The sequence below is a fragment of the Bacillus sp. D386 genome (assembly GCF_006346415.1).
Genome location: NZ_VEMV01000001.1, coordinates 466,454 through 488,364 on the forward strand (window position 1 = coordinate 466,454; position 21,911 = coordinate 488,364).

Below are 21,911 nucleotides of genomic sequence, written 5' to 3' on the forward strand. Positions count from 1 at the left end.
TTACAGCATCTTTATATGGTTACGACATAATGCGACCCATCAAATTCGAGCGATTCCGCCAAGAGGCAATCGACCCATAATGTCCCATATTGATTGAAAAAGTAAAACGGATTGAGAATTCTTTCCTGCAGGCCGCCTGCCGGATGGAGACTATTTTCGACACGATTGTATTTTGCAATCGTTTCTTCATTTTTTCTCTCTAAATGGCTCTCCACCTTTTTCTGCATAAAAAGGAGCTGTTCTTTAATCAAGTGGCGATTTTTTTCGAAAAGAGGTTCCAATCCTTTATCGAATTCAACCGCTTTTTGTTGCCACGTAAGATGAGCAGATTCCAGATTTTTAATTATACTGCTATATGTATCCGGAGCCTGTTTACGCAATTCTTCCAGATAGAACTCCCTATCCTCTGAACAACCTTTTCTCAAAACTTTTTCCAAGGGAAGATTAAGTTCCTCTAATAATCTTTCAATATTTCCTTCCAATAACGTAAAGGAAAGTCGAGGCCATATCGGTGGCATCTTTTCTCCAGTCATGGCAAACGCAGGTTTAATTTCACTCCAATAGGCAATCTCGCCGGGTCCAGCTATAAATCCTAAGACAGGAAACAGTTTTTCCTGTAAAAGTGGACGAGATACAACATTTGTACTGAAATACTCTGGATGTTTAGATAGTAAACGATCCAGCTCTATTTGTGATAATTTAATTCCGCTTCCCTTCCCAATTAAGTCACTTGAACCTTCTTCACGTTCCAACAGCAGCCGGTTAAGAGTTGAAGGCTCGTAGTAAAATAAGTTCGTACATTGTTCATCAAGATCAATAATCGGATTATATCCGTTTTTTTTCAAAAGATTTTGCTGTTCAATTACGGCTTTGCTAATTCCTGCTTCATAAGCAATTTGCTGATAGACAGGCCCAGCCAGCTTCCTAAAGCCTGGGTCACCTGAATCCACCATTAAGAGACCATGCATTTTAAAGAGATCATTTATAAGAATAGCGAAAAAATCGGTGATGGTTTCGGATTGATCAATTGCTTTTTCCGCCCAATCCAGCAATTCGTTCGTACGCTCTGTCTCTCCCCATAAGGAAAATACATCCTGCAGCCAATCTTTCGCTATATCCGGATTCATATTAATATCAGATATCATTTTTTTCGATAAAGGTTTTTCCGGGTACACGATTTTTTTAGTTTCATGCCCCTCTTCAGCGTAAACATGATTAATCTCTTGGTAATCATGATCCTCACCAGCAATCCAGAAGATTGGGACTACCCTTTTATTTAATCTTTCACTTTGTTCCTTTGCCAATTTTATAATCGAGATAACTTTATGAATAGAATACAGCGGTCCAGTCAATAATCCTGCTTGCTGGCCCCCAACGATTACTAAAGCATCCTCACGCAAGGCATCGATATTTTCCTTTACTTGCTCTGATATTCCATATTTACTCATGAAGGATTCAATATAGGTTGCCATTTCATCTCGTGGATAAGTTCGACCATCAAGCCAATCCGCCCGATCTTGAATATGCTTCTCATTCTTCCAATCATACTCTGCAAAAGATTTATTTATACTTCCCTTGATATAGTCAGATGCAAAACTATTCATAGCTGGAAGATTCATTTTTATGTATTCCATCATCAATGGTTGTCTCCTTTTGAACAAATTCATATAACAGTATATCATTCCCTTTGAAAGCTTTAAAAGGTATTGCTACTCGCCTATGTAAATACTTTTACTATTCTCTCAAGAATCCCAATTGCGGCCAATAAAAAATAGGCGGCAGAGAATAACAGGAATGAAGCTCTCCAAAAACCAGTGAAAACTCTTTTCAAGTCAACCTCTTCCCTTACTTTGTAATGCATAAACAACACAGCGGAAGCGATTATAATCAAGACAATTAAAATAATCCATAAGTATGAATGTTCAAAAAGAGCGATGATTGCATAATGAACTGCCATAATCAAAAAAACCGTCGTAGCGTCGGCAGAAAGCCTGACTGCCTTTTTGTTATTTTTAAGCATCTGTCGGGAAATTGTATATACGGTCAAATAAACAATAATTGGCATGATTACGCAAATAGCGATAAGGCCTGCTAATAAGCTGTCCACTCACATCTCCTCACTTTCTTCCATACCACGCACCATATTAAACAGCATTTTACATTGAGGTGCTGGGATATCATTCTTATCTGCTTCGCGAATACAATATCCAAGGATTGCCTCTATTTCAGTTTTTTTACCCAACTGAAGATCCCTTAACATAGAAGAGGTATTCTTAGCTGTTCGACCACATATTGTAATAACTCTCTCTAAATAAATCTGATGCTCAGTTTCCGGAATTAATAACGAATGACAAACCTCCTGACAGATGGATTTCAACAGCTTAATGTAATATGTATTTTTTATTAATTCACCGTTGCGAACCCCTAATATACTGGTCAACGGGTTTATAACAGAATTAATAATCAATTTTTCAGTATGAATTGATTTGATATCAGGGAGCAATTGCACCGGAAAACCATCCGTATCCAAATATTCCATACCCGGCAGCTTCCTTCCTCTATATAAGCCCATTTTTATCATTCCAATTCCTGTATGGTGAACCGTATGATTATTTTCCCGAATGGCACCATGCTCAACAATCCCAGTATAGATTGTGGAAACCAGCAATTCAGGTAAATGAGCGAAATGGCTCATACCGTTTTGTAAAAAGACAACTGCAGATGCATTCTCTTCTAGTAGAGACCATAGATTTATGAGAGCGGTCTGCTTTACGGTTAGAATGATGATTTCTTGTCTTTGAATTAATTCTTCCGAATCATTAATACATACCGCATTAATATTTTTATAATTATGCTCACCCTGCATGTCAATCAGGGTGATTCCTTTTTTATTGATTTCGTCCGCTTGTAATGATGTGTGCGTGAATAGCGTAATTTGATGGTTATCACTCAGCTTGGAAGCTGCCAATAATCCAATTGCCCCTCCTCCTATTATCCCAATCCTCATGTTCTCCTCCAAGTGATCTTTTGCAATAATTGTAACATTTGCTATGTATGATGAAAAGATAACTCATCCTGTTTTGAGTCAATCGTCATTTAGCTGAATTATCGATGGCTTCCGCTCTATTTCCTTGTAGTTTGGAGGAATAGCATAACTTATACGGCTGGATTACCCATCGCTTATCAACCACTTCATTCTTGTGGCTGGATTAATCATGAACTCCGCTCTATTTCTTTGTCGATTGGCCAGATTACCTACTTATTCGGCTGAATTTCACACTTATTCACACTTATTCGGCCGATCCTCATTCAACAAGTGTTTCAGTAGCCGTCCTGACGACTAAAAATTATGATTTTTCTATATATTTAGCTATAATGGAAATATAAGTATAAACTTTTCACATACATTTAAGGGGGCTATGAAGTGAGTGTAAAGGTTGAAAAATTACGCGTTAACTACCGCACGCTTGAAGAATTCAAGAAATTTAAGGAATATGGTTTGCAGGAATTATCCATGCTAGAAGATCTGCAGGCAAATCTTATTGAAGATAATAGCGAATCACCTTTTTACGGCATCTATTTTGGGGATAAATTAGTGGCCAGGATGAGTCTTTATAAAATCGATGCCAGGTTTGATAAATATTTTGACCCTCCACAGGATTACTACGAAATATGGAAGCTTGAAGTTTTACCGGATTATCAAAAAAAGGGATACGGCTCCATGCTCGTCCAATTCTCCAAAGACCTTGGCCTGCCGATCAAAACAAACCCAAGAGTCCATTCGCGTACTTTTTGGGAAAAACAGGGCTTCGAACCTGTAGAGTATGATATGGAAAGAGATTTAGGAGAGAACCCACTGATTTGGCAGCCTAATAATGATAAATAGATTGACTTTAAGCTTTCCAGCGAGAAAGCTTTTTCTTTTCATCAAACATTAATAGAAGCACACCTTTTAAAAAGGCATGCTCCTGTAGCAATCATCATTTTTCCTCCGATAATTGACGTGCCCGATTCAGTAAATCAAGCAATCCACGGTAATCCTTCTCCATCTGCTTAAATCGTATTTCTACTGTATCTCTCTCTTGAACTAAATAATCTGCGTGCTTTTTTAACTCTGAGTATTCCAGCAGTAATTCTTCAGGCGAGCGGAATGATCGTTCTTCCAACCTACTCTTTAAGTTGGTTAAATAGGCAATAACCGTATCTAGAGAAAGATTGAGCTCAGCATCCCCGACTATTCCGACCGAGATTTTTTGTTCCTCACACTGCGGCTGCTCCACCTCCAATTCCGCAGTCCCTAGCGATTTTTTAAGATCTTTACGTACTTTTTTAGCCAGCTCTATCCCTTCCGAATATTGCTTACGGACATAAGAATTCCATCTAAAGCCACATGCAGCCGGAGTTCTCGACAACCCTTTACCAACCTCTTCAAATGCTTTTAATTGTGTGCTTCCCTCACGGATATGACGTAATACCACCTCCGCCAAATATACATCCTCATCCTGCGACCATCCATCCTGCCTTGAACCTGTCATCCACTCTTCCCCCCAATAAGCATTCATAATATTCAATCATATGCGTCTAGTAGGAAAGATAGAATAAACAAGATTCTATTAACATGATAATCGCTTCTTATTGAGACTTTTTCTGAAATCGTTCCACAGTCTCCATATGGAATGGTAATACCCATAACTCTGAACATCGTTTAATCTCTTCTTGCATCCGTTTATACAAATCAGATGCTTTCTTTTTGCGGATAGTCATACTTTTATACGCCATCAACGCATTAATATCATTTTTAATAATAGGCTCAATAATCCCTACTATGGTTTTCTCATCTATATTTGACACAACGCCATTTGCAAATCCATACAAGCTTGCCTCTTCTTCAGTAAATTTTCTCCCCGACATCAGCCATTCCAGTCCCTTGGATTCTGCCACCCTCTCAAGTAAAAGAGCTCCACCGCCCCAACCGGAGGTAATTCCCTGCTGAATTTGAATAAAGCCCATAAAAGATCCTTTTTTTACATATCGAAAATCACATGCTGTAGCCAGTTCCAATCCACCGCCGACAGCCGGTCCATTTAAAAAAGCAAAAACAGGCTTCGGCAAAGTAGCTATTTTATATAAAATTTCTCCCATACGCGATAACATTTGGTAAGCATCTTTTTGATTATCAAGAAGATGAAAGACTTTTAAATCACCACCCGAACAAAAAACATTACCAGTTCCTGTGATCACCATGGCCTTACAATTTCCATCCGTTTTCACTTGTTCGATGGACTCTTCCAATAAATCCATAACCTCAAAATTTATGGCGTTCCTAACATGCGGCCGGTTTAGCGTAACAAGCAAATATCCTTCTTTTTTCTCCACAATCACTTCTTTCACCGTGAATCCCCCTTAAAAACAAAAAAGAACACAGGTTTCCCTGTGTTCTCTCGAGTTGATTATTTATTTACAACTTCTTTTCCTTTGTATGTTCCACATGCTTTACAGATACGGTGAGATAATTTCATTTCACCGCAGTTTGGGCATTCAACCATACCAGGGACTTGAAGTTTGAAATGCGTACGACGCAATCTCTTTCTAGTTTTCGAAGTTCTTCTGAAAGGTACAGCCATGTTTTACACCTCCTTAAAAAACGATGGTTCTATGGAAGACTTATGTAGTCTTTCATTTTTCACTGTTATCATCATTGTTGTCAAAAAAATGGGCCAACTTTGCCAGTCTTGGGTCAACTTTTTTAACTTGTTGGTCCTCTAAGATTAATTCCCAGTCATCTCCAGCTAGCGGAGCAGCACCTACAGGATGATCCGTATCACAGAATACCTGCAATGGAATCTCCGTGAGAATTATTTCTTTGATTACCGGCGTAAGATCCACTACATCACCCTCAGCCACATGATATTCTCCATCCTCAGTCTCCATACCTTCATATTGATTAAAAAGGTATGTCTCTGTTGTTTGAACATCGATTGGGAATGGGACATCAACTAAGGTTCTTGAACATGGTAATGTCAATGTACCAGATATTTTCAAATGAAAAGTAACTCGATTGGAACTCAAGTCAGCTTTCCCAAATACACGAATTGGTGAAATATCACGAATTTGCGGATCTGCCTTTTTCAGTTCAGAAAGATCTGCTGTCTCATCTACATTAAAACCATTGTCGCGAAATTTTTGCAGTTGTGGAATTGTCCATTTCATATTATATCACCTCAAGGCAACAAAGGTAATTATAGCTTTGGTAAATTCATTTGTCAATGTTTTTTCTTTACAGCCATATGTGATACCCTTATGCAAATTTTAAGCGCTTATCTATTTATTTTACCCGAAATGTTTCATTTTGAAAACAGAATTAATCAAGTGCAAGTTTAGGGAATGCTTGCTTCCTGATTCCTCCATCATATACTATAAAAAAAACAACCATTTATCAGGAGGTGTACAATATGAATGCCCTGGGACTTGTAGTAGAATATAATCCTTTTCATAATGGACATTTATATCATTTACAACAAGCCAAAGCTATTACAAATGCTGATGTGACCATAGGCGTGATGAGCGGAAATTTCCTTCAGCGGGGGGAACCAGCCCTGGTGGATAAATGGACAAGGACTTCCATGGCCTTAAAGGCTGGTATTGATCTAATCATCGAACTTCCATTTGTTCATGCTGTTCAAAAGGCTGAATATTTCTCCGAAGCATCTATCCTATTATTAGAGGAAGTTGGCTGTCAGTCTGTTTGTTTTGGCAGCGAGCAAGGAGAAATAGAACCTTTTATACATACATACTCAATTATTCAGGAAAATTCTAAGGAAATCGATCAATGGATACAGCACTATAGCAAGGAGGGATACAGCTACCCCAAGGCTGCCTCTCTGGCCTTTTCGGAACTACAAGCGCGTCATCCTTCTATGCTTTCTTTAGACCAGCCTAATAATATCCTTGGATATCACTATGTATCCGCGATTTTAAAACATAAATTATCCATCGAGCCAGTAACCATTAAACGAACAGGTTCCGGATATCACGATCCAACTCTCATGCCAGGTACAATAGCAAGTGCAACTGGTATACGGAAAGAATTAATGGAAAGCGGTAAACTGGATGCTATCTCTTCCTTTGTTCCGGATACAACATTTGCCCATCTAAAAGCATATCTAACAGAGCAGCGCACTTTGCATAATTGGGAGTTGTATTGGCCATTTTTAAAAGTTAAATTAATCACGACGCCCGCAGAATCTCTTGCCCAAATTTACGAAATGAAAGAGGGCTTAGAGAATCGATTAATTGAAGCCGCTGAACGCGCCAGTAATTTCATGGATTTTATGTCATTAATTAAAACAAAGCGTTATACCTGGACTCGGCTACAAAGAATACTAACCTATACGCTGTTAAATTTCACAAGAGATGAAATGCCAAAAGACCTGACTCCGCCATATATTCGCGTATTGGGATTTACAGCTGCCGGGCAGCAATATTTAAAAAGCATAAAAAAAGAAAAGGGAAATCAGATCGTATCACGCCTAGCAGCCTGTAAAAATCCTTTAATAAATATTGATAAGAGGGCTGCCATTGTTCATGCTGCCGCTCTTCCCTCAGCTATTTCTATGAAAGCTCAAAAACGTGAATATATGTCACCCATTGTATTAACTGATTAAAAAACGAAGCCATTGATTCACCGTACGAATCAATGGCTTCTGCTTTAAATCAAGCAGCTCTTATTTCATGCTTTTTAAATAATCCAGTGCATCATCAACTGTGTCCACAGGAACAATAATCATATCTGTTCCAATCTCTTCTGCTGTTTTTACAGCAATTTTATAATCCGATTCCTCAGCACCTTGTTGATTGGGTGCAAAAAACACTTCCGCATCTGCACGATCAGCTGCTACAATTTTCTGATCAACACCACCGATAGGACCGACTGTTCCATCATCAGAAATGGTACCTGTTCCTGCTATTTTCTTCCCTTTCGTGTAATCCTCTTCCGTTAATTGATTAAAGATCTCCAATGTAAACATTAACCCAGCAGAAGGCCCCCCAATGCTATCTGCGTTTATCTCGATATCTCGGTCTGTTTCAACACTTCGATCCTCAACCAAGGTAATGCCAACGCCAACTCGTCCAGTTTCCTCTAGCATCTCCAATTGAAGTGTCTTAACAATATTTTTATTATCACGCTTTATTTCTAATTTCACTTGGTCCCCAGCTTTTTTCGAGGAGATATAGTCTATGAAAAATTCACTTGACTCAATTTCACTTCCATCGACTTTAATAATTCGATCTCCAGGTTTCAATACTCCGTCTGCAGGTTTACCCTTGGCAATCTGCAGCACATATATGCCTTCTACTTTTACTTTGGCTTCATAGCCTGCTTTTTTATACCCGTTCAGGATAGCGGATGTTTGGGAATCATCCATCAATTTCAATTGTCTAACCGTATATTCTTCATCGGTTTCATCCTGACTTCTAATTTGTTCCAGTTCATAAATCCTATGATAATCTGCTATTTTAGCCCATGCATATGTATAAATATTCGCTCTGCCCATTCGGATCGTTGTCAGCATAAAAGAGCCATCTGCTTCACTTCCATTTTCAACCTCTACAAATTGCTCCAATGTCTCCGCCGACCCAGGGGTGGAAACATAATAAGGCAATTTATAAAATGCAGCCAGAAATGCCAGCAATAGAACTGCAACCCCAATTTTGCCTATATTAAGTTTACGCTTATGCTTCATCTTTTTTCTCCTTCCAATGCTGTATGGCCTCTTTAATCTCCGGCAGTTTTTTTCTTGCTTCTTGCTCCCCAATCATAATAATTTCAAGAATGTTTGTAAATGCCAATGAACTAAATGATTCTACAGCAGGCTGAATCATTACGTCAGCGTTAATCCCTTTCATTTTGACAATTTCCATTTGCAGTATATCTAAACTTTTAAAAATAACATCGTATATAGATTCAATATCCGTATCTCCTCTTGTTGCAGAGACATCGCTTGCAATCACAATATCCGCTCCCATTTCTTTCACAACCGATACAGGGACCCGATCCATTAATCCTCCATCTACAAGTAATTTCCCATTAATCCTTTTGGGCACAAAAATGCCTGGTATAGAAATACTTGCTCTTACCGCTTCATAAACAGGACCTTCCGTAAAAATAACTCTCTCTCCTTTTTCTATATCCGTTGCCACTATAGCCAATGGAATTGAAAGATCCTCTATATTTTGATTTTTTGTAAATAATCGAATGTATTCCTCAATCTTTTTCCCGGCTACAAAACCTAATCTGGGTACAGTCAGATCCATAAAGTATTTTCTTTTAAATTGCAACGAAACTTTTTGCAGCAGTTCTAAATCTGATCCACTTGCATAAAAACTGCCTATTAAAGCTCCCATACTGCTCCCGGCTATGCAGTCGATATTTATACCTTCACTATTTAGCACTTTTAATAAACCAATATGTGCAAATCCCCTTGCACCACCAGAGCCAAGCGCTAATCCAATTTTAGGTTCCATTTCTTTTGACTCTCCTTTATCCGTACTGATTTAAGGCATGTTCCCTTAATAGGAGTCTTAGTTCTAAATTATTTTACTTTGAGTATATTTTGTTATTGGGGACAACCCAGCTATATACAAAACTTCTTTTGATTTTACTAAATATATTTTAGCACCAGATTATTTACCACGCTTAAATTTAATAAGGGAAGGGATATAAATTGGATAAATCAATCTTAAAATCAATGCTTTTTGCGTTAATTGCAGTTATTATGGCAGCTGCATTGATCTTGATGCCACAGGAAGCCTTCGAAGCCTCTGTTCGAGGGTTGAATATATGGCTTGAAATTGTCTTTCCTTCCTTATTGCCTTTTTTAATTATTGCAGAAATGTTGATTGCATTTGGTGTCGTAAAACTACTGGGTGTCTTTTTAGAGCCACTAATGCGTCCATTGTTTAAGGTACCAGGAGTAGGAGGATTTGTATGGGCAATGGGACTTGCATCCGGTAATCCTTCTGGAGCAAAACTAACAGCTAGGCTGAGAGATGAAGGTCAGCTATCCAGAATAGAAGCTGAACGGTTAGTGTCGTTTACCAGCTCATCGAATCCATTATTTATTTTCGGTGCTGTATCTATCGGTTTTTTTAATAATGCTAAACTTGGAATACTTTTAGGATTAACTCATTATGCAGCGAATATTTTCGTCGGTTTAGTAATGAGGTTTTACGGGAGAAATGAAGAGAAAAAAAATCTTAACCGCAGTAAAAAAGATACAAGTATTTTCCCAATCATGACAGCTTTAAAAAGTATGCACCGTACCCGTCTAAATGACCAGCGGCCATTTGGAAAAATATTAGGAGACGCAGTTAATTCCTCCATACAAACCCTTTTGATGATTGGAGGATTTATCATTATTTTTTCCGTGATCAACAAGCTATTGTTTCACTTACATATTACCAGCTTCTTTGCATCCATTTTCAGCAGCCTGTTCCACACGCTTCATCTGCCATCTACTTTAAGCATCCCTTTTATTTCGGGGTTATTTGAAATCACGTTGGGATCGCAATTAACAAGCCAAGCTGGCGGTGCAACACTATTGACACAAGCAATCATAGTCAGTGCTTTACTCGCATTTGGAGGATTCAGTATACAAGCTCAAGTTGCCAGCATCTTAGCCGAAACGGATATACGCTTTAAACCATTCTTTCTTGCACGCCTCATCCATACATTTTTTGCTGCGATACTTACATTGATTTTGTGGAAACCTGTATATCTGCGATTATCTACTTCTGAAAATACATCAATCACCGAATTTGTTTTTTCAATGGAAACGCAGGGATTATCCAGCACTATCTTCAGTTTCTTCCTTAATTACGGTGCATTGATTACTATTCTTTCTTTGGCTGGCTACACCCTTTTATTATACATACAGTATAGGAAATCCATATAAAAAGCCAATCCCTAATTTAAGTAGGATTGGCTTCTTTTTAACAGCAATATAAATGAGTACATTTTATTCAGACATCTTTATTCTCAGCCGTTTTTGTACACATTCAGGAACAAGCTCTGAAACATCTCCACCGTACTTCGCTACTTCTTTTACGATCGATGAGCTCAAAAAAGAATATTGATTATTTGTCATGATAAAGAATGTTTCAATTTGATCGTTTAATAAGCGATTCATAGAGGTGATTTGCATCTCATACTCGAAGTCAGAAACGGCTCTCAACCCTCGGATGACTGCATTTGCATTTCTTGCCTTAGCATAATCCACGAGCAACCCCTGAAAGCTATCCACTTTCACATTTGGTATATGGGCAGTTGCTTCTTCAATGATTTGCACTCTCTCCTCCACAGTAAATAGAGATTTTTTAGCAGAATTATGAAGGACACCGACATATATTTCGTCAAATATGTTTGCTCCTCTTTGAATAATATCAAGATGTCCATATGTTATAGGATCAAAACTTCCAGGACATACAGCTATTTTCTTCACTATTCTCCCCCCATTTCTATAAATATTTAACGCTCAAAAAAGGACACAGCCGTAATGCCATACTTTTCAACACGGAACTTAGTAAAATTACCAATCTTTTCAGGCAACGTTAATTCTTCTCCATGTTCGCATATTATCATACCGTCTTCTGCCAATAATTCAGCACTTTCGATTTCTTCAATAAGAACAGGTATCATATTAGCTATTTTATAGGGAGGATCCATAAAAATGAGGTCAAATTGAGCTTTTCTCTTTCCAAGAGCTTTTAATGATCTTAAAGCATCACTCCTATGTACCTCGGATTGACTTTCGAATTTACATGAACTGATATTCGTTTTAATAATTTGAATAGCTTTTGAGTCCTTATCAACAAAAACTCCTTTTTCCATTCCTCTGCTCAAGGCTTCAAGCCCAAGGGATCCGCTTCCTGAAAATAAATCCAGAACCGCTCCACCTTCAAAATATGGTCCTACAATATTAAATAAAGATTCTTTTACTTTGTCCGTTGTTGGCCGGGTTGTCATGCCTGGAACAGCCTTTAATGGCCTTCCTTTACAAGTACCTGAAATGACTCGCATAATCTGTCACCAAATTTCATATGTATTCAACTTTCTAAAATATCCTACCACAAAATCTTGATTTCACAAATAGAAATCAAATTTCTGCGATCAGTGAATAGTTCAGGTTGATTTGGTCATACTACTAACAACAACATCTTCAGAGGTGTTGTTGCCAACCGCGGAGAAGACTTACGTTTCCCCATAAGTTCTTCCTCCGGTTTCTCCTCTCCCTTTGCCTTCTGCGTTTGTAAAAGCGCGTAGAAGGAAGCCCTGGTGCCTATGTGTGCCAGGGCTTTTCTTTTAGGTGAATTAACTACAGATCAACCGACACCCATTTTTTCCACAGTGAACAAGGTGGACAGTTTCAAAAATAACTAATTTGATTAATAGAACAGTTGATTCGAACACTTTATTGGGATACATTTATATTCCTGATGAACTAGACCGGATTATGATACACTTATCAATATCCGATTTACAGGAGGAAAAACAAGAATGAATCAACGTTTTATAGAACTAGGCCCCGGATATTCTGACCTTTATGAGCTATTGGAATTAGCAAAGGCTAATCAATATCGAATCAATTATTTTTTATGCTTACAGTCAGAGGGACCTAGCGGCAAAGTCATGTCGTTTGTATTGGTTATGAAAAAATCAAGCTATGGCGACTTCATCCCACTTTATATTTGCAGAGAAGGAATACCTGTTTTAGTTAATAAGCCAAGCAAGCGTTATGAACTTTTTGACCAAGCAGCCAAGGAGCAAGGTAAAGAAATTATATCGTTGGAAGTTAGGCATTCATCTACTTTTGCTGACCCTGACCTTTATTATCAGTATTTAATAGGTATCCTGCGCATGAACCGTTTTTTACCCCCATGGCAATAAAGAAAAACCGGACCCATTAGGATCCGGTTTTCTTTAAATGCCTATTCTATATTCTTCCTTTTCTTTTTCATGCTTTTTACTCTCAAATTCAGTTTTAATAAAAGGTTTTTGAGAAAATTCAACTTTTTTGACAAAAGCATAGGAAGATAATTTTTCTGAAACTGCTTCTATTTCGTCCATATTTACATATAATACGGCATATTTTAATTTGCGGGAAACATAATGCAGATTGCCTGTTTTACGCAGAGTTTTCACTTGTTTTAGACTATGCAGCCAAACAATCAGGCTTTGCCTTTCTACAAACATATACATACCCCTTTAGGATGCAATTTATATTTAGTGTACCATATTACTAAAAGATGTATCAATATTTAGAAATGCTATGCAGAATTAGTGAATAAATCTAGAGATTGCAACTAACTCGATTATCTCCTTGGATAGGTCTGCACTATCAGAGTTTATATCAAAAATGATAGGAGTACTTTAAATGAAACTGCATAATAGAAAAGATATCGATCCCACTTTCCTATGGAGAATCGGATAGGTTTATCATACAACCTCAACGTTTGTATTAGTTGCTACAAAATCTAATTTCGGCATATACCAAAAGGCAACCCCATTTGTTCTGGGATTGCCTTTTTTTCTCGTTCCTATCAGGAACATCCACAGCTTCCTCCGCTGCCACAGCCTCCGCTACAGGATGATTCAAAAAACGGATTTCCTGTCGGGACTTTTATATGAGGGGATACTGAATGACCAATCAGCATACTAATTTCATCAAGTAATTGCTGTAAGTTTGTTTCAGCCTGTTTATATTCAATAACAGATGGATGAAGGTCCATTTCTCTTTTAGCCTCACGAATTGCTTTAGAGACAGTACGATAATCCGGATGGTATCTTCCGAAACGCTGTACTTCTTCGTAAGCGTCCTTTAAAGAATTAAACGCTTGAATTTTTTTCTGGGCCGTTTTATCCTTATACATCTGAGTTAAACTTAAAAAGTATTGCTTAGCTATATCTGAGTTCATTATATCTTTAGCCAATTGTTCAGCATGGTCAATGATTTCAACCGTTTCAATAGTAGCAAGCATGAAAATACTCACCTCCAACTTTATCATACCATGTAATATCCAAGGATGCTATAACTTAGAAATATTATCCACCTATAAAAGATATATGGCTTGTCCCCTATTACTTTGGTAAGTAGAAGAAGTAATTCGCTGCCAAACACCCCTTACTTCATCTACTCTTACAGAACGTCCTCATTTTTTTAGGAACCGTTATTCACCAGTATTCATTGACTGAAACATCGAAACCATCATAGAAGCCATTTGAACGCTGTTTGAAAGCTGATGAACACGATCCGGAATCGTTTTTTTAAAAAAGTACTTAGCTTCAGTATCAAATTTCGAAAAATCCTGTGGATTTCTGCACAAACGTCTGTACCAGATTGGTTGTTGCCTCAAAAAACTCAGTAAATCTTCATCTGCCTCAATTAATTCATAGATATCTTGTCTCAAGCTCTCACTCCTACCTAGCTAATCTTGCCGAAATTTGAAAGGATGATTATTCTGGACGGAAGGTGGTGCACTTTCTGATTGTCCGGAAGATTGAAATTGAGAGATGACTCCCTGAACCACTCCTAAAACCTGACTAAAATTCCCAATTTGTTTTTGAATTTGATCAGGGTCCATTTTTTTAAGTTGATTTAAAAGCTGCGAAATAAACTCGCCCTTATCTGTTTTTTCAGTCTCATCCTTTTCCTTTTTTTCCTCTTTATATTCATTCCACACTTCATCCTGATCACCCAGCAAAGACCAATCTTCATAAATTTCCTGCCATGTTTTCTTACCCATTCTTACATCTTTTACGATTTTCGGATTACTCTTAAGAAAAAGCTTAAAATCCTGAACAGAAGGATGCAATTTGGAATCATCCATTTAATTTCACCTCACCACATGACATACGCCTAGGGTAGTATATGTTTCGATATATAGAAAAGTGATGCATATTTCCAAAGAACTCCGCACATAGATTTCCTTTATACAAATAATATTTACACACAAAAAAGAGCACTGAGGAGAAATACTTTCCTTCAGTGCTCTTTTTTGTATCATTTAATCAGATAACGCAACAAAGTTTTGAGTATAGTATCTTTTATATACTCCCACACCAAGGCGCGTAAAATCTTCATTTAACATTATATCTCTGTGCCCTTTACTATTTAACCATCCTTCAACAGCCGCAATTGCATCTGTATACTGAGCAGCTATGTTTTCGCCAGCTGAGTAGTAAGAAACACCGCCTTCCTTCAAACGATCACCAACATCTTTATCATCGGGTGATACATGATCGAAATACTCATTCACCATCATGTCTTCGCTATGTTTAAATGCCACAGCTGAAATTTTTTCATCAAATTCAAGGGTACCTAAGTCAAAACGTGTTCGTATGATATTTGTCAAATCAAGAATTTGCTGCTGACTTCCTTCTTCAACCAGCTTCCATTCTTCATCCGTTAACTCTTCAGGTTCATCCAATTCTCCACGGTATGTCAGCTCATATGGCTTATGCATAATCAATGTCTTTGCATCCATAAACCTCACACCTGATACCTGACCGAGAATTTTATCCAAATAAACCTGAGCATACATATCGCCAAACTTTATTAGAGGGCGATAATGAAGATCTTCTTCCGACAACTCGAAACGATATTCAGTGCCTTTCCAATTCAGTTCTATATAACTATTCATATTCAATTCCTTATACAAGGACTCCACTGTTTGATCAATAAAGAATGGATATAAATTAATATCTTCTGCTGAACTGTATAGGGTTACAATTTTTTTATCTTTTTCGTTTACGCCAAATTGTATATACTTACTTAATGTATCATTATAGATCCACCAGTTATATCCATAAGCTGAAGGATCAATACGGTCTGGCTCCCCATATTCATCCAGTAACTGATTACTGGTTTTACCAATCCATTTAGATACACCCTGTTCAGGTCTGGATTCGTTATCTGTTAATTCTTTAATCTTATCCGAAGTTTCCATTGTATTTTCATTAACGGAATTTTGATCAATGATAGCTGTATTTTCTTTGACATCATCTTTAACCGTTACATAGATGCCGAAGATGGTGATTAAAATTAAACTAAAGAAAACCCTAAAGACCAATTTCAGAGGTGGTCCCTCCTGTCATTCTTACTTTATATTTTTTTATTATACCATTAGAATTCAAACAAACCTATCACTTAAATGTAAACAATGAAAAATAAGTATAATATAAACATATTGGATAGCAAAATGAACGAATTTACCTTTCTGCCTCTATAAAAGAACAATTTATTGCAGATAAGGTAAAATAATACTAAAATTAAAATTGAGAATTTCCAAAACTTGTTTCATACCGAACAAAGCATTTTCTAAAAGGGGATAGGAGGAAATAAGATGAGATTTGAAAATACAGGACTTGAAAAATACCAAGTTAACCTTAACAGGCTAGATGAGGTTATGAGTGAAAACGGTTTAGTCAGAGCCGAACAATGGGATTACGAACGCGTATCCTACGATAAGAAATATGAATTAAGGGATGGCACTTTTTATTTACGTGTCTTTGGCTATGCGGTTGAAGGTGACGTAGGTGCACATCGGGCAACTATCCAACTCATGACACCAGTCCTAGGTAAACACTATTATCCACATGGTGTTGAATATGGTGAAACAGAGCATTTTCCTACATCTCTTCAAAAACAATGCGAGACAGTTCTTGCGGCAGTTAAAGCTGAACTGGATATATTTGTAGAAGTGGAATAAAGGATTATTAAATAAGCCTGCAGATTGTATGATCTCCGCAGGCTTATTTTATTTTTTTTCTCATTAAACAATAATCCCCCTCCACTCCCACTGCTTTAAATCCATACTTTTTTAAGGTTTCCTTATAATAAAAACGTTTATCTGCTATTTCTGTTTGGATCATTTGGGCAATCCCTATTTTATGAATATAATAGAAAAAACCCTCCATAACTTCAGAAACAAACTCTTTTTCTGTCTGAGCATCTGTAAAGCTTAAGGAAAAGGTTAATTTTTCACCTTCTCCCTCCAACTCCAATTCTCCAATGAATTTTTGGCTTTGCAAATCAATAATAAAACAGATCCACCAACCTACATCCCCACCTTCCAATTCATATAATTCTATTAAAAGAGGGAGTATACATTTTACGCGATCAGATGGGAAAGATTCAGGAACAATTACCGGCGATACCATTTTGAAATCATACGGGTACAAAATAAGGGACTTAGCCAATGAGATGGAACAAGGAAAGATAAGAATGCGATTAGTCCTAATTTGTTTCATTACCGCACCTCCGATTAATTGCCTCTAAATAAAGCCTATGATAAACATCAGCCAGTCCTGACAAAATCCATTCCTAAGCCGCCATGTAAAAGAAAGAAACGAAAAAAGGTCATCTCTAATTCTATGAGACGACCCGTTTTACCTATGCAACTTTTATTTTTTATGAACCAATAATCGCTTTAAATACACTTGTTGTTTTACCACCTTCGTATATTACATAAAGCAATAAATATACAGTGACACCAGCAACCGCGTTCACCATCCAAATGACGCTTGTAGGCGGAGCGATTTTTCGATGTTTCTCAATCTTCCCTTTAAAACCATAATACAGACTGATAATCCCCATTACGGCTCCTATTGTAGCCAATGTAATATGTGAGATTAAAAAGATTGTATAGTAAATTTTTATTGATTCAGGTCCTCCAAATGCCGTGTTCCCTATAAATAACGTTCTGCTTGCATAAATAATGAAGAACACAACTGCAAAAACAGCTGCCCAAAACATTAATTTTTCGTGGACCTTTATATTCCCTTTTTTTACTTGCCATACTCCAAAGCCTACAAGGATTGCGCTGATTACGATACAAGCCGTGCTGATCGTAGGCAGGACTGGTAATGAACTGCTCATAATGGTGGAACCTCACTTTACTTATTCTGTTAACTCTATAATTGTAAAATACTAAATTTGAAAACTCAAATTATTTTACAGTATTCACTAAAGTTTCACTATTATTAATTAGTTCCCTAAATGCGGATTTGCCTCCATAAAACGTTTTGTTTCTGCATCCGCATGTTTGGTATCTTCTTTAAACCAAGTGAAGAAAGTTGTAGCCAGGATAATTCCATATACTATTTCTTGAATTATTTTCATAATTACACCGCCTGTTTGCTGATCTTCAACAGCCGGCATATTTATAAACATTTGAGGACTGCTTAAGTCCAAAGTGGATAAGGTACCGGCAGGAACACACAATTTCATCGCCTCCATCCATACAGCTGGATCTGCATAGGTTGCATACATGGGATCTTTAGAAAAGATGATAAGCGCACAGGCCGGTGTAATTAATATACCATTGGCAAAGATATAGCCAATTTTCTTTAATCCTGATAATCGCTGGCTTTCTTCGATTTTATTAACTAGATGCCACCACATGAACAGCGAGGAAATAAACAATACCACTGTGAAAAGCCCATGAAGCAACATATTGACTTTGACGATATCAAAAATTGACGGAACATGGTAAAAAGAAAACAGTCCATTAAAGAAAATCAATGTTATTAATGGTTGTGTAATCATTAAAAACCATTTTTTAAATACGAACTTTTTTAGTAACCAATCCGGCAATCCCAATAGAAAAAATGGTGGAATAACTAAAAATAAAAAAGCCATTTGAACCATATGAACCGTAAAAGAAAGATGTCCCAATAAATCTATTGGCGACCCCTTTATCATGTATAAAAGAATCATAGCTATCGAGAAGTATACAGCTTCTTTCTTTTTAAATTGGTCACCTGCTTTAAAATAGGTGATATAAAAATAGAAGGCTATGATCAATAGTGTCACGAGGAACAGGTAAGGACTCCATAGGGCCCTAAATCCAAATATATCTAATTCCATTTATCTCACCTCATAATTAGTTTTCCTGCCCAGAAATTCACAAGAAAATATCAAATAACCCAGAAATCATATAGTTTTAGTTTCTAAAAAAAATCGGCTTAACAAGTTAAGCCGATTCCATCTTAAATCCACACAATTAATACAAATGCAAGGATAGTAGTCACACCGATCAGTAACCCGGTATACATAAATCCTGCCATCGTTCCATGACCTTCTTTATTCATATGCATGAAATAATAGAGCTGAAAAATGACTTGGATTACCGCAAGCAACAAGATGAATGGTAAAACGAACCACTTGGAAAATCCATCATAACCTACTGCAAAGAACGCAATTAAGGTTAGAAAGATCATCATAATAAATGTAATAACCTGCATCTTCATATCTTCCGCATTTTTCTTACGTCTATATTTAAGAGCTTCTTTACTAAGATGTGTTTTAGGTTGATTTTCCATTTATCATCACCCCACCATTCCCATTAAGTAAACGACTGTAAAAATGAATACCCATACAACGTCGATAAAATGCCAGTATAGGCTCGCAACATAAAATTTCGGAGCATTATACAGATTTAAGCCACGTTTCGAATTACGGAGCATTAACGTAATAATCCACAATAGTCCAAAGGTTACATGGGCACCATGGAAGCCGACTAATGTGTAGAAGGCGGATCCAAATGCAGAACCTGTAAATGTGTGATGATATTCATGCACATAATGATTAAATTCATAGATTTCTAAGCCCAGGAAAGCAGCCCCTAATAAAACAGTGATTAACAGCCAAAACTGCATTTGTTTAAAATCGTAGTTTCTCATATGATACATCGCATAAACACTTGTTAATGAGCTGGTTAACAGCAGCATAGTAGCAATAAACGCCAGCGGCATATCAAATAAATCTTTGGCTAGAGTCATTTCCTTATTAGGCGGTACACTATCTTTCAGAGCTAAGTATGTTGCAAATAATGAAGCAAAAAGCACTGTCTCTGCAGCGAGGAAAAGCCAAAAACCTAAAAATTTATGCTTTCCGTCATCTGTATGTTTCTCAGGGTGAGATGGCCATGTTTCTGGTGTGAATTTTTGCCCTGCATTCATTACACCTCAACCCCCTTATCACTTTTAGCATTAGAAGATACCAAATCTTCTTTATGGATATGATACCCATGATCATCTTTAACGGAACGGATGAGCATAGCTATAAAGGTAATCAACAAACCAATCACCATTACCGGGACTGTCCATTCTTTATCCGTTGCATTATAAAGTGCTCCAAATGCAGCAACAAACAATCCAAAAGAAATAATAACAGGAAGAATTGAATTGTTAGGCATATGGATATCACCAAGAGGTTCAGCCGGTGTCATCGCATTTCTACCTTCCATTTTTTCAAGCCACCATGCATCATATCCTCTTACTAATGGTAATCTTTCAAAGTTGTATTCAGGAGCCGGTGAAGAAATTGCCCACTCAAGTGTACGTCCATCTTGCCATGGGTCATTACCGACTTTAACATTTTTAACTGAAGTAACTACGATATTAACCAATAATATAATGACTGCTACAGCCATCATGAATGCACCGACAGTAGATATTAAGTTGCCATTATCCCATCCCTGTCCGTCCAAATAAGTGAAAACACGTCTAGGCATTCCCATTAATCCTAGGAAATGTTGAACAAAGAATGTTAAATGGAATCCGATTAGGAATAACCAGAATGTGATTTTACCCATGAATTCATTCAATACTGTACCGAATATTTTTGGCCAGTAAAAATGTGTACCTGCCAACAAGGCCAGAACTACTCCACCGACGATAACATAGTGGAAATGGGCAACAACGAAATAGCTATCATGATACTGATAGTCAGCCGGAGCTGCAGCATTCATAATTCCCGTTACTCCACCCATTACAAAAGATGGAATAAATGCAACGGCGTATAACATAGGGGTCGTAAACGTAATCTGACCACCCCACATCGTGAAAATCCAGTTGAAGATCTTTATACCAGTCGGAACAGCTATCGCCATTGTTGCTACTGCGAATATCGCATTTGCGACTGGCCCAAGACCAACCGTAAACATATGGTGAGCCCATACCATGAATCCTAGGAAACCGATTAAAATGGTTGCAAAGACCATAGATGAGTATCCAAATAATCTCTTTCTCGAGAATGTTGGAATAATTTCAGAGAATATTCCGAATGCCGGAAGAACCAAAATATATACTTCCGGATGTCCAAAGATCCAGAATAAATGTTCCCAAATAATTGTATTTCCACCCAAAGCCGTTACAAAGAAACTGGAACCAAACATACGGTCAAACATCATTAGTGTCAAACCAACTGTAAGCGGCGGGAAAGCAAATAGAATTAAGGCAGATGCCACAAATGTTGTCCACGTGAAAAGCGGCATACGCATAAACGTCATTCCAGGTGCTCTCATATTAATAATTGTGGCCAGGAAGTTAATTCCCCCTATTAACGAGCCCATACCTGATATCTGAAGTCCAAGTATGTAAAAATCTATACCGTGACCTTCAGAAGCCAATGATAGAGTTGCATAAGATGTCCATCCGGCATCAGGCGCTCCGCCCATAAACCAGGATAAGTTTAAAAAGACTCCTCCAAAGAAAAACAACCAAAAACCTAATGAATTTAAAAATGGAAATGCTACGTCTCTAGCCCCGATTTGCAGCGGCATAATCGCATTCATAAATCCAAGCAATAAAGGCATGGCGGCAAGGAAAATCATGGTTGTTCCATGCATGGTAATAATTTGGTTAAACATTCCACCACTGATAAAATCATTTTCTGGCTTTACAAGCTGAATTCTTATAAACATTGCCTCAAGCCCACCCAGCAAGAAGAAAAATCCACCTGCAAAGATATAGAGCTTGGCAATTTTCTTATGGTCAACAGTCGTTAAATAATCCCAAATGACACTAAGAAACCCCTTTTTTTGAGCAATAGTACTCACGTTTTAACCTC

At 37.4% G+C, this 21,911-nt stretch carries 27 protein-coding genes; 5 read left to right on the forward strand and 22 right to left on the reverse strand.

Annotated features, from left to right (window positions below; translation table 11 throughout):
* Nucleotides 1-11 precede the first annotated feature (11 nt).
* The 3 genes from bshC to FHY45_RS02230 all read right to left on the reverse strand — a co-directional run bounded on the left by bshC (nt 12) and on the right by FHY45_RS02230 (nt 3,007).
* Nucleotides 12-1,637: a bacillithiol biosynthesis cysteine-adding enzyme BshC gene (gene bshC / locus FHY45_RS02220; protein WP_175354214.1), complete on the reverse strand. Its 1,626-nt coding sequence runs from the start codon at nt 1,635-1,637 to the stop codon at nt 12-14.
* A gap of 80 nt (nt 1,638-1,717) precedes the next feature.
* Nucleotides 1,718-2,107 carry a DUF3397 domain-containing protein gene (locus FHY45_RS02225; protein WP_077247941.1) on the reverse strand — a complete coding sequence of 130 codons (390 nt, stop codon included), beginning with the start codon at nt 2,105-2,107 and terminating at the stop codon, nt 1,718-1,720.
* Entirely contained in the window at nt 2,108-3,007 is a 900-nt protein-coding gene (locus FHY45_RS02230; protein WP_139891302.1) for a 2-dehydropantoate 2-reductase, read from the reverse strand.
* 417 nt (nt 3,008-3,424) lie between these two features.
* Here FHY45_RS02230 and FHY45_RS02235 point away from each other — a divergent pair, with 417 nt between their 5' ends.
* Entirely contained in the window at nt 3,425-3,886 is a 462-nt protein-coding gene (locus FHY45_RS02235; RefSeq protein ID WP_139891303.1) for an N-acetyltransferase, read from the forward strand.
* Between the two features lie 94 nt (nt 3,887-3,980).
* On the opposite strand, the gene FHY45_RS21085 is transcribed toward FHY45_RS02235, so the two are convergent.
* From FHY45_RS21085 to FHY45_RS02255, 4 genes are all read right to left on the reverse strand, one after another.
* Complete coding sequence (locus FHY45_RS21085; RefSeq protein WP_139891304.1) at nt 3,981-4,535, reverse strand: RsfA family transcriptional regulator; 555 nt, start codon at nt 4,533-4,535, stop codon at nt 3,981-3,983.
* Between the two features lie 97 nt (nt 4,536-4,632).
* Nucleotides 4,633-5,391 carry an enoyl-CoA hydratase/isomerase family protein gene (locus FHY45_RS02245; RefSeq protein WP_139891305.1) on the reverse strand — a complete coding sequence of 253 codons (759 nt, stop codon included), beginning with the start codon at nt 5,389-5,391 and terminating at the stop codon, nt 4,633-4,635.
* Between the two features lie 59 nt (nt 5,392-5,450).
* The gene (gene rpmF / locus FHY45_RS02250; RefSeq protein ID WP_066100735.1) at nt 5,451-5,624 is read right to left on the reverse strand and encodes a 50S ribosomal protein L32; all 174 of its coding nucleotides are present in this window, start codon (nt 5,622-5,624) and stop codon (nt 5,451-5,453) included.
* A gap of 52 nt (nt 5,625-5,676) precedes the next feature.
* A complete protein-coding gene (locus tag FHY45_RS02255; protein ID WP_066100738.1) occupies nt 5,677-6,210 on the reverse strand; it encodes a YceD family protein in 534 nt (177 codons plus the stop codon).
* A gap of 242 nt (nt 6,211-6,452) precedes the next feature.
* Between FHY45_RS02255 and FHY45_RS02260 the strand changes: the two genes are divergently transcribed.
* Nucleotides 6,453-7,664, forward strand: coding sequence for a nucleotidyltransferase (locus tag FHY45_RS02260; RefSeq protein WP_139891306.1), 1,212 nt, complete (start codon nt 6,453-6,455; stop codon nt 7,662-7,664).
* A 60-nt stretch (nt 7,665-7,724) separates the two neighbouring features.
* Here FHY45_RS02260 and FHY45_RS02265 read toward each other — a convergent pair whose 3' ends face one another.
* Entirely contained in the window at nt 7,725-8,744 is a 1,020-nt protein-coding gene (locus FHY45_RS02265; RefSeq protein ID WP_066100745.1) for a SepM family pheromone-processing serine protease, read from the reverse strand.
* Nucleotides 8,734-9,525: a patatin-like phospholipase family protein gene (locus tag FHY45_RS02270; RefSeq protein WP_066100748.1), complete on the reverse strand. Its 792-nt coding sequence runs from the start codon at nt 9,523-9,525 to the stop codon at nt 8,734-8,736. The genes FHY45_RS02265 and FHY45_RS02270 overlap by 11 nt, the downstream gene beginning before the upstream one ends.
* 200 nt (nt 9,526-9,725) lie before the next feature.
* On the opposite strand from FHY45_RS02270, the gene ylbJ reads away from it, so the two are divergent.
* Nucleotides 9,726-10,955: a sporulation integral membrane protein YlbJ gene (gene ylbJ / locus FHY45_RS02275; protein ID WP_066100751.1), complete on the forward strand. Its 1,230-nt coding sequence runs from the start codon at nt 9,726-9,728 to the stop codon at nt 10,953-10,955.
* Between the two features lie 63 nt (nt 10,956-11,018).
* On the opposite strand, the gene coaD is transcribed toward ylbJ, so the two are convergent.
* Both coaD and rsmD read right to left on the reverse strand, forming a co-directional pair.
* The gene (coaD, locus tag FHY45_RS02280) at nt 11,019-11,501 is read right to left on the reverse strand and encodes a pantetheine-phosphate adenylyltransferase (protein ID WP_066100752.1); all 483 of its coding nucleotides are present in this window, start codon (nt 11,499-11,501) and stop codon (nt 11,019-11,021) included.
* A 26-nt stretch (nt 11,502-11,527) separates the two neighbouring features.
* Nucleotides 11,528-12,079 carry a 16S rRNA (guanine(966)-N(2))-methyltransferase RsmD gene (rsmD, locus tag FHY45_RS02285; RefSeq protein ID WP_066100754.1) on the reverse strand — a complete coding sequence of 184 codons (552 nt, stop codon included), beginning with the start codon at nt 12,077-12,079 and terminating at the stop codon, nt 11,528-11,530.
* A gap of 477 nt (nt 12,080-12,556) precedes the next feature.
* Here rsmD and FHY45_RS02290 point away from each other — a divergent pair, with 477 nt between their 5' ends.
* Nucleotides 12,557-12,946: a DUF7147 family protein gene (locus tag FHY45_RS02290; protein ID WP_066100755.1), complete on the forward strand. Its 390-nt coding sequence runs from the start codon at nt 12,557-12,559 to the stop codon at nt 12,944-12,946.
* Between the two features lie 33 nt (nt 12,947-12,979).
* Here the strand turns inward: FHY45_RS02290 and FHY45_RS02295 are convergent, their stop codons facing one another.
* From FHY45_RS02295 to FHY45_RS02315, 5 genes are all read right to left on the reverse strand, one after another.
* Nucleotides 12,980-13,252 (reverse strand): YlbG family protein, encoded by a 273-nt coding sequence (locus FHY45_RS02295; protein WP_066100758.1) that lies wholly within the window; start codon nt 13,250-13,252, stop codon nt 12,980-12,982.
* Nucleotides 13,253-13,599: 347 nt separating this feature from the next.
* Nucleotides 13,600-14,037 carry a YlbF/YmcA family competence regulator gene (locus tag FHY45_RS02300; protein ID WP_066100761.1) on the reverse strand — a complete coding sequence of 146 codons (438 nt, stop codon included), beginning with the start codon at nt 14,035-14,037 and terminating at the stop codon, nt 13,600-13,602.
* Between the two features lie 189 nt (nt 14,038-14,226).
* Nucleotides 14,227-14,466: a YlbE-like family protein gene (locus tag FHY45_RS02305; protein WP_066100764.1), complete on the reverse strand. Its 240-nt coding sequence runs from the start codon at nt 14,464-14,466 to the stop codon at nt 14,227-14,229.
* Between the two features lie 18 nt (nt 14,467-14,484).
* Nucleotides 14,485-14,886 carry a spore coat protein YlbD gene (ylbD, locus tag FHY45_RS02310; RefSeq protein WP_139891307.1) on the reverse strand — a complete coding sequence of 134 codons (402 nt, stop codon included), beginning with the start codon at nt 14,884-14,886 and terminating at the stop codon, nt 14,485-14,487.
* 177 nt (nt 14,887-15,063) lie between these two features.
* On the reverse strand, nt 15,064-16,128 hold the full coding sequence (locus FHY45_RS02315) for a CAP domain-containing protein (protein ID WP_139063788.1): 1,065 nt from the start codon (nt 16,126-16,128) through the stop codon (nt 15,064-15,066).
* Nucleotides 16,129-16,401: 273 nt separating this feature from the next.
* On the opposite strand from FHY45_RS02315, the gene FHY45_RS02320 reads away from it, so the two are divergent.
* Nucleotides 16,402-16,767 (forward strand): YugN family protein, encoded by a 366-nt coding sequence (locus FHY45_RS02320; protein WP_066100769.1) that lies wholly within the window; start codon nt 16,402-16,404, stop codon nt 16,765-16,767.
* Nucleotides 16,768-16,810: 43 nt separating this feature from the next.
* Here the strand turns inward: FHY45_RS02320 and FHY45_RS02325 are convergent, their stop codons facing one another.
* From FHY45_RS02325 to ctaD, 6 genes are all read right to left on the reverse strand, one after another.
* Entirely contained in the window at nt 16,811-17,308 is a 498-nt protein-coding gene (locus FHY45_RS02325; RefSeq protein ID WP_139891308.1) for a hypothetical protein, read from the reverse strand.
* A 160-nt stretch (nt 17,309-17,468) separates the two neighbouring features.
* Complete coding sequence (locus FHY45_RS02330) at nt 17,469-17,936, reverse strand: DUF420 domain-containing protein (protein ID WP_066100775.1); 468 nt, start codon at nt 17,934-17,936, stop codon at nt 17,469-17,471.
* Between the two features lie 108 nt (nt 17,937-18,044).
* Nucleotides 18,045-18,926 carry a cytochrome c oxidase assembly factor CtaG gene (gene ctaG, locus FHY45_RS02335; protein ID WP_066100778.1) on the reverse strand — a complete coding sequence of 294 codons (882 nt, stop codon included), beginning with the start codon at nt 18,924-18,926 and terminating at the stop codon, nt 18,045-18,047.
* Nucleotides 18,927-19,048: 122 nt separating this feature from the next.
* Nucleotides 19,049-19,381, reverse strand: a complete 333-nt coding sequence (gene ctaF / locus FHY45_RS02340) for a cytochrome c oxidase subunit IVB (RefSeq protein ID WP_066100781.1) — start codon at nt 19,379-19,381, stop codon at nt 19,049-19,051.
* Nucleotides 19,382-19,387: 6 nt separating this feature from the next.
* Nucleotides 19,388-20,020 carry a cytochrome (ubi)quinol oxidase subunit III gene (locus FHY45_RS02345; RefSeq protein WP_066100784.1) on the reverse strand — a complete coding sequence of 211 codons (633 nt, stop codon included), beginning with the start codon at nt 20,018-20,020 and terminating at the stop codon, nt 19,388-19,390.
* Nucleotides 20,020-21,900, reverse strand: coding sequence for a cytochrome c oxidase subunit I (ctaD, locus tag FHY45_RS02350; RefSeq protein WP_066100787.1), 1,881 nt, complete (start codon nt 21,898-21,900; stop codon nt 20,020-20,022). Before ctaD ends, FHY45_RS02345 begins: the two co-directional genes overlap by 1 nt.
* Nucleotides 21,901-21,911 lie beyond the last annotated feature (11 nt).

What these genes read in the sequence shown, in the direction of transcription:
- bshC (WP_175354214.1), bottom strand. Translation starts at nt 1,637, where the DNA reads ATGATGGAATACATAAAAATGAATCTTCCAGCTATGAATAGTTTTGCA.
- FHY45_RS02230 (WP_139891302.1), bottom strand. Translation starts at nt 3,007, where the DNA reads ATGAGGATTGGGATAATAGGAGGAGGGGCAATTGGATTATTGGCAGCT.
- FHY45_RS21085 (WP_139891304.1), bottom strand. Translation starts at nt 4,535, where the DNA reads ATGACAGGTTCAAGGCAGGATGGATGGTCGCAGGATGAGGATGTATAT.
- rpmF (WP_066100735.1), bottom strand. Translation starts at nt 5,624, where the DNA reads ATGGCTGTACCTTTCAGAAGAACTTCGAAAACTAGAAAGAGATTGCGT.
- FHY45_RS02255 (WP_066100738.1), bottom strand. Translation starts at nt 6,210, where the DNA reads ATGAAATGGACAATTCCACAACTGCAAAAATTTCGCGACAATGGTTTT.
- FHY45_RS02260 (WP_139891306.1), top strand. Translation starts at nt 6,453, where the DNA reads ATGAATGCCCTGGGACTTGTAGTAGAATATAATCCTTTTCATAATGGA.
- FHY45_RS02265 (WP_066100745.1), bottom strand. Translation starts at nt 8,744, where the DNA reads ATGAAGCATAAGCGTAAACTTAATATAGGCAAAATTGGGGTTGCAGTT.
- FHY45_RS02270 (WP_066100748.1), bottom strand. Translation starts at nt 9,525, where the DNA reads ATGGAACCTAAAATTGGATTAGCGCTTGGCTCTGGTGGTGCAAGGGGA.
- rsmD (WP_066100754.1), bottom strand. Translation starts at nt 12,079, where the DNA reads ATGCGAGTCATTTCAGGTACTTGTAAAGGAAGGCCATTAAAGGCTGTT.
- FHY45_RS02290 (WP_066100755.1), top strand. Translation starts at nt 12,557, where the DNA reads ATGAATCAACGTTTTATAGAACTAGGCCCCGGATATTCTGACCTTTAT.
- FHY45_RS02295 (WP_066100758.1), bottom strand. Translation starts at nt 13,252, where the DNA reads ATGTTTGTAGAAAGGCAAAGCCTGATTGTTTGGCTGCATAGTCTAAAA.
- FHY45_RS02300 (WP_066100761.1), bottom strand. Translation starts at nt 14,037, where the DNA reads ATGCTTGCTACTATTGAAACGGTTGAAATCATTGACCATGCTGAACAA.
- ylbD (WP_139891307.1), bottom strand. Translation starts at nt 14,886, where the DNA reads ATGGATGATTCCAAATTGCATCCTTCTGTTCAGGATTTTAAGCTTTTT.
- FHY45_RS02320 (WP_066100769.1), top strand. Translation starts at nt 16,402, where the DNA reads ATGAGATTTGAAAATACAGGACTTGAAAAATACCAAGTTAACCTTAAC.
- FHY45_RS02325 (WP_139891308.1), bottom strand. Translation starts at nt 17,308, where the DNA reads ATGAAACAAATTAGGACTAATCGCATTCTTATCTTTCCTTGTTCCATC.
- FHY45_RS02330 (WP_066100775.1), bottom strand. Translation starts at nt 17,936, where the DNA reads ATGAGCAGTTCATTACCAGTCCTGCCTACGATCAGCACGGCTTGTATC.
- ctaG (WP_066100778.1), bottom strand. Translation starts at nt 18,926, where the DNA reads ATGGAATTAGATATATTTGGATTTAGGGCCCTATGGAGTCCTTACCTG.
- ctaF (WP_066100781.1), bottom strand. Translation starts at nt 19,381, where the DNA reads ATGGAAAATCAACCTAAAACACATCTTAGTAAAGAAGCTCTTAAATAT.
- FHY45_RS02345 (WP_066100784.1), bottom strand. Translation starts at nt 20,020, where the DNA reads ATGAATGCAGGGCAAAAATTCACACCAGAAACATGGCCATCTCACCCT.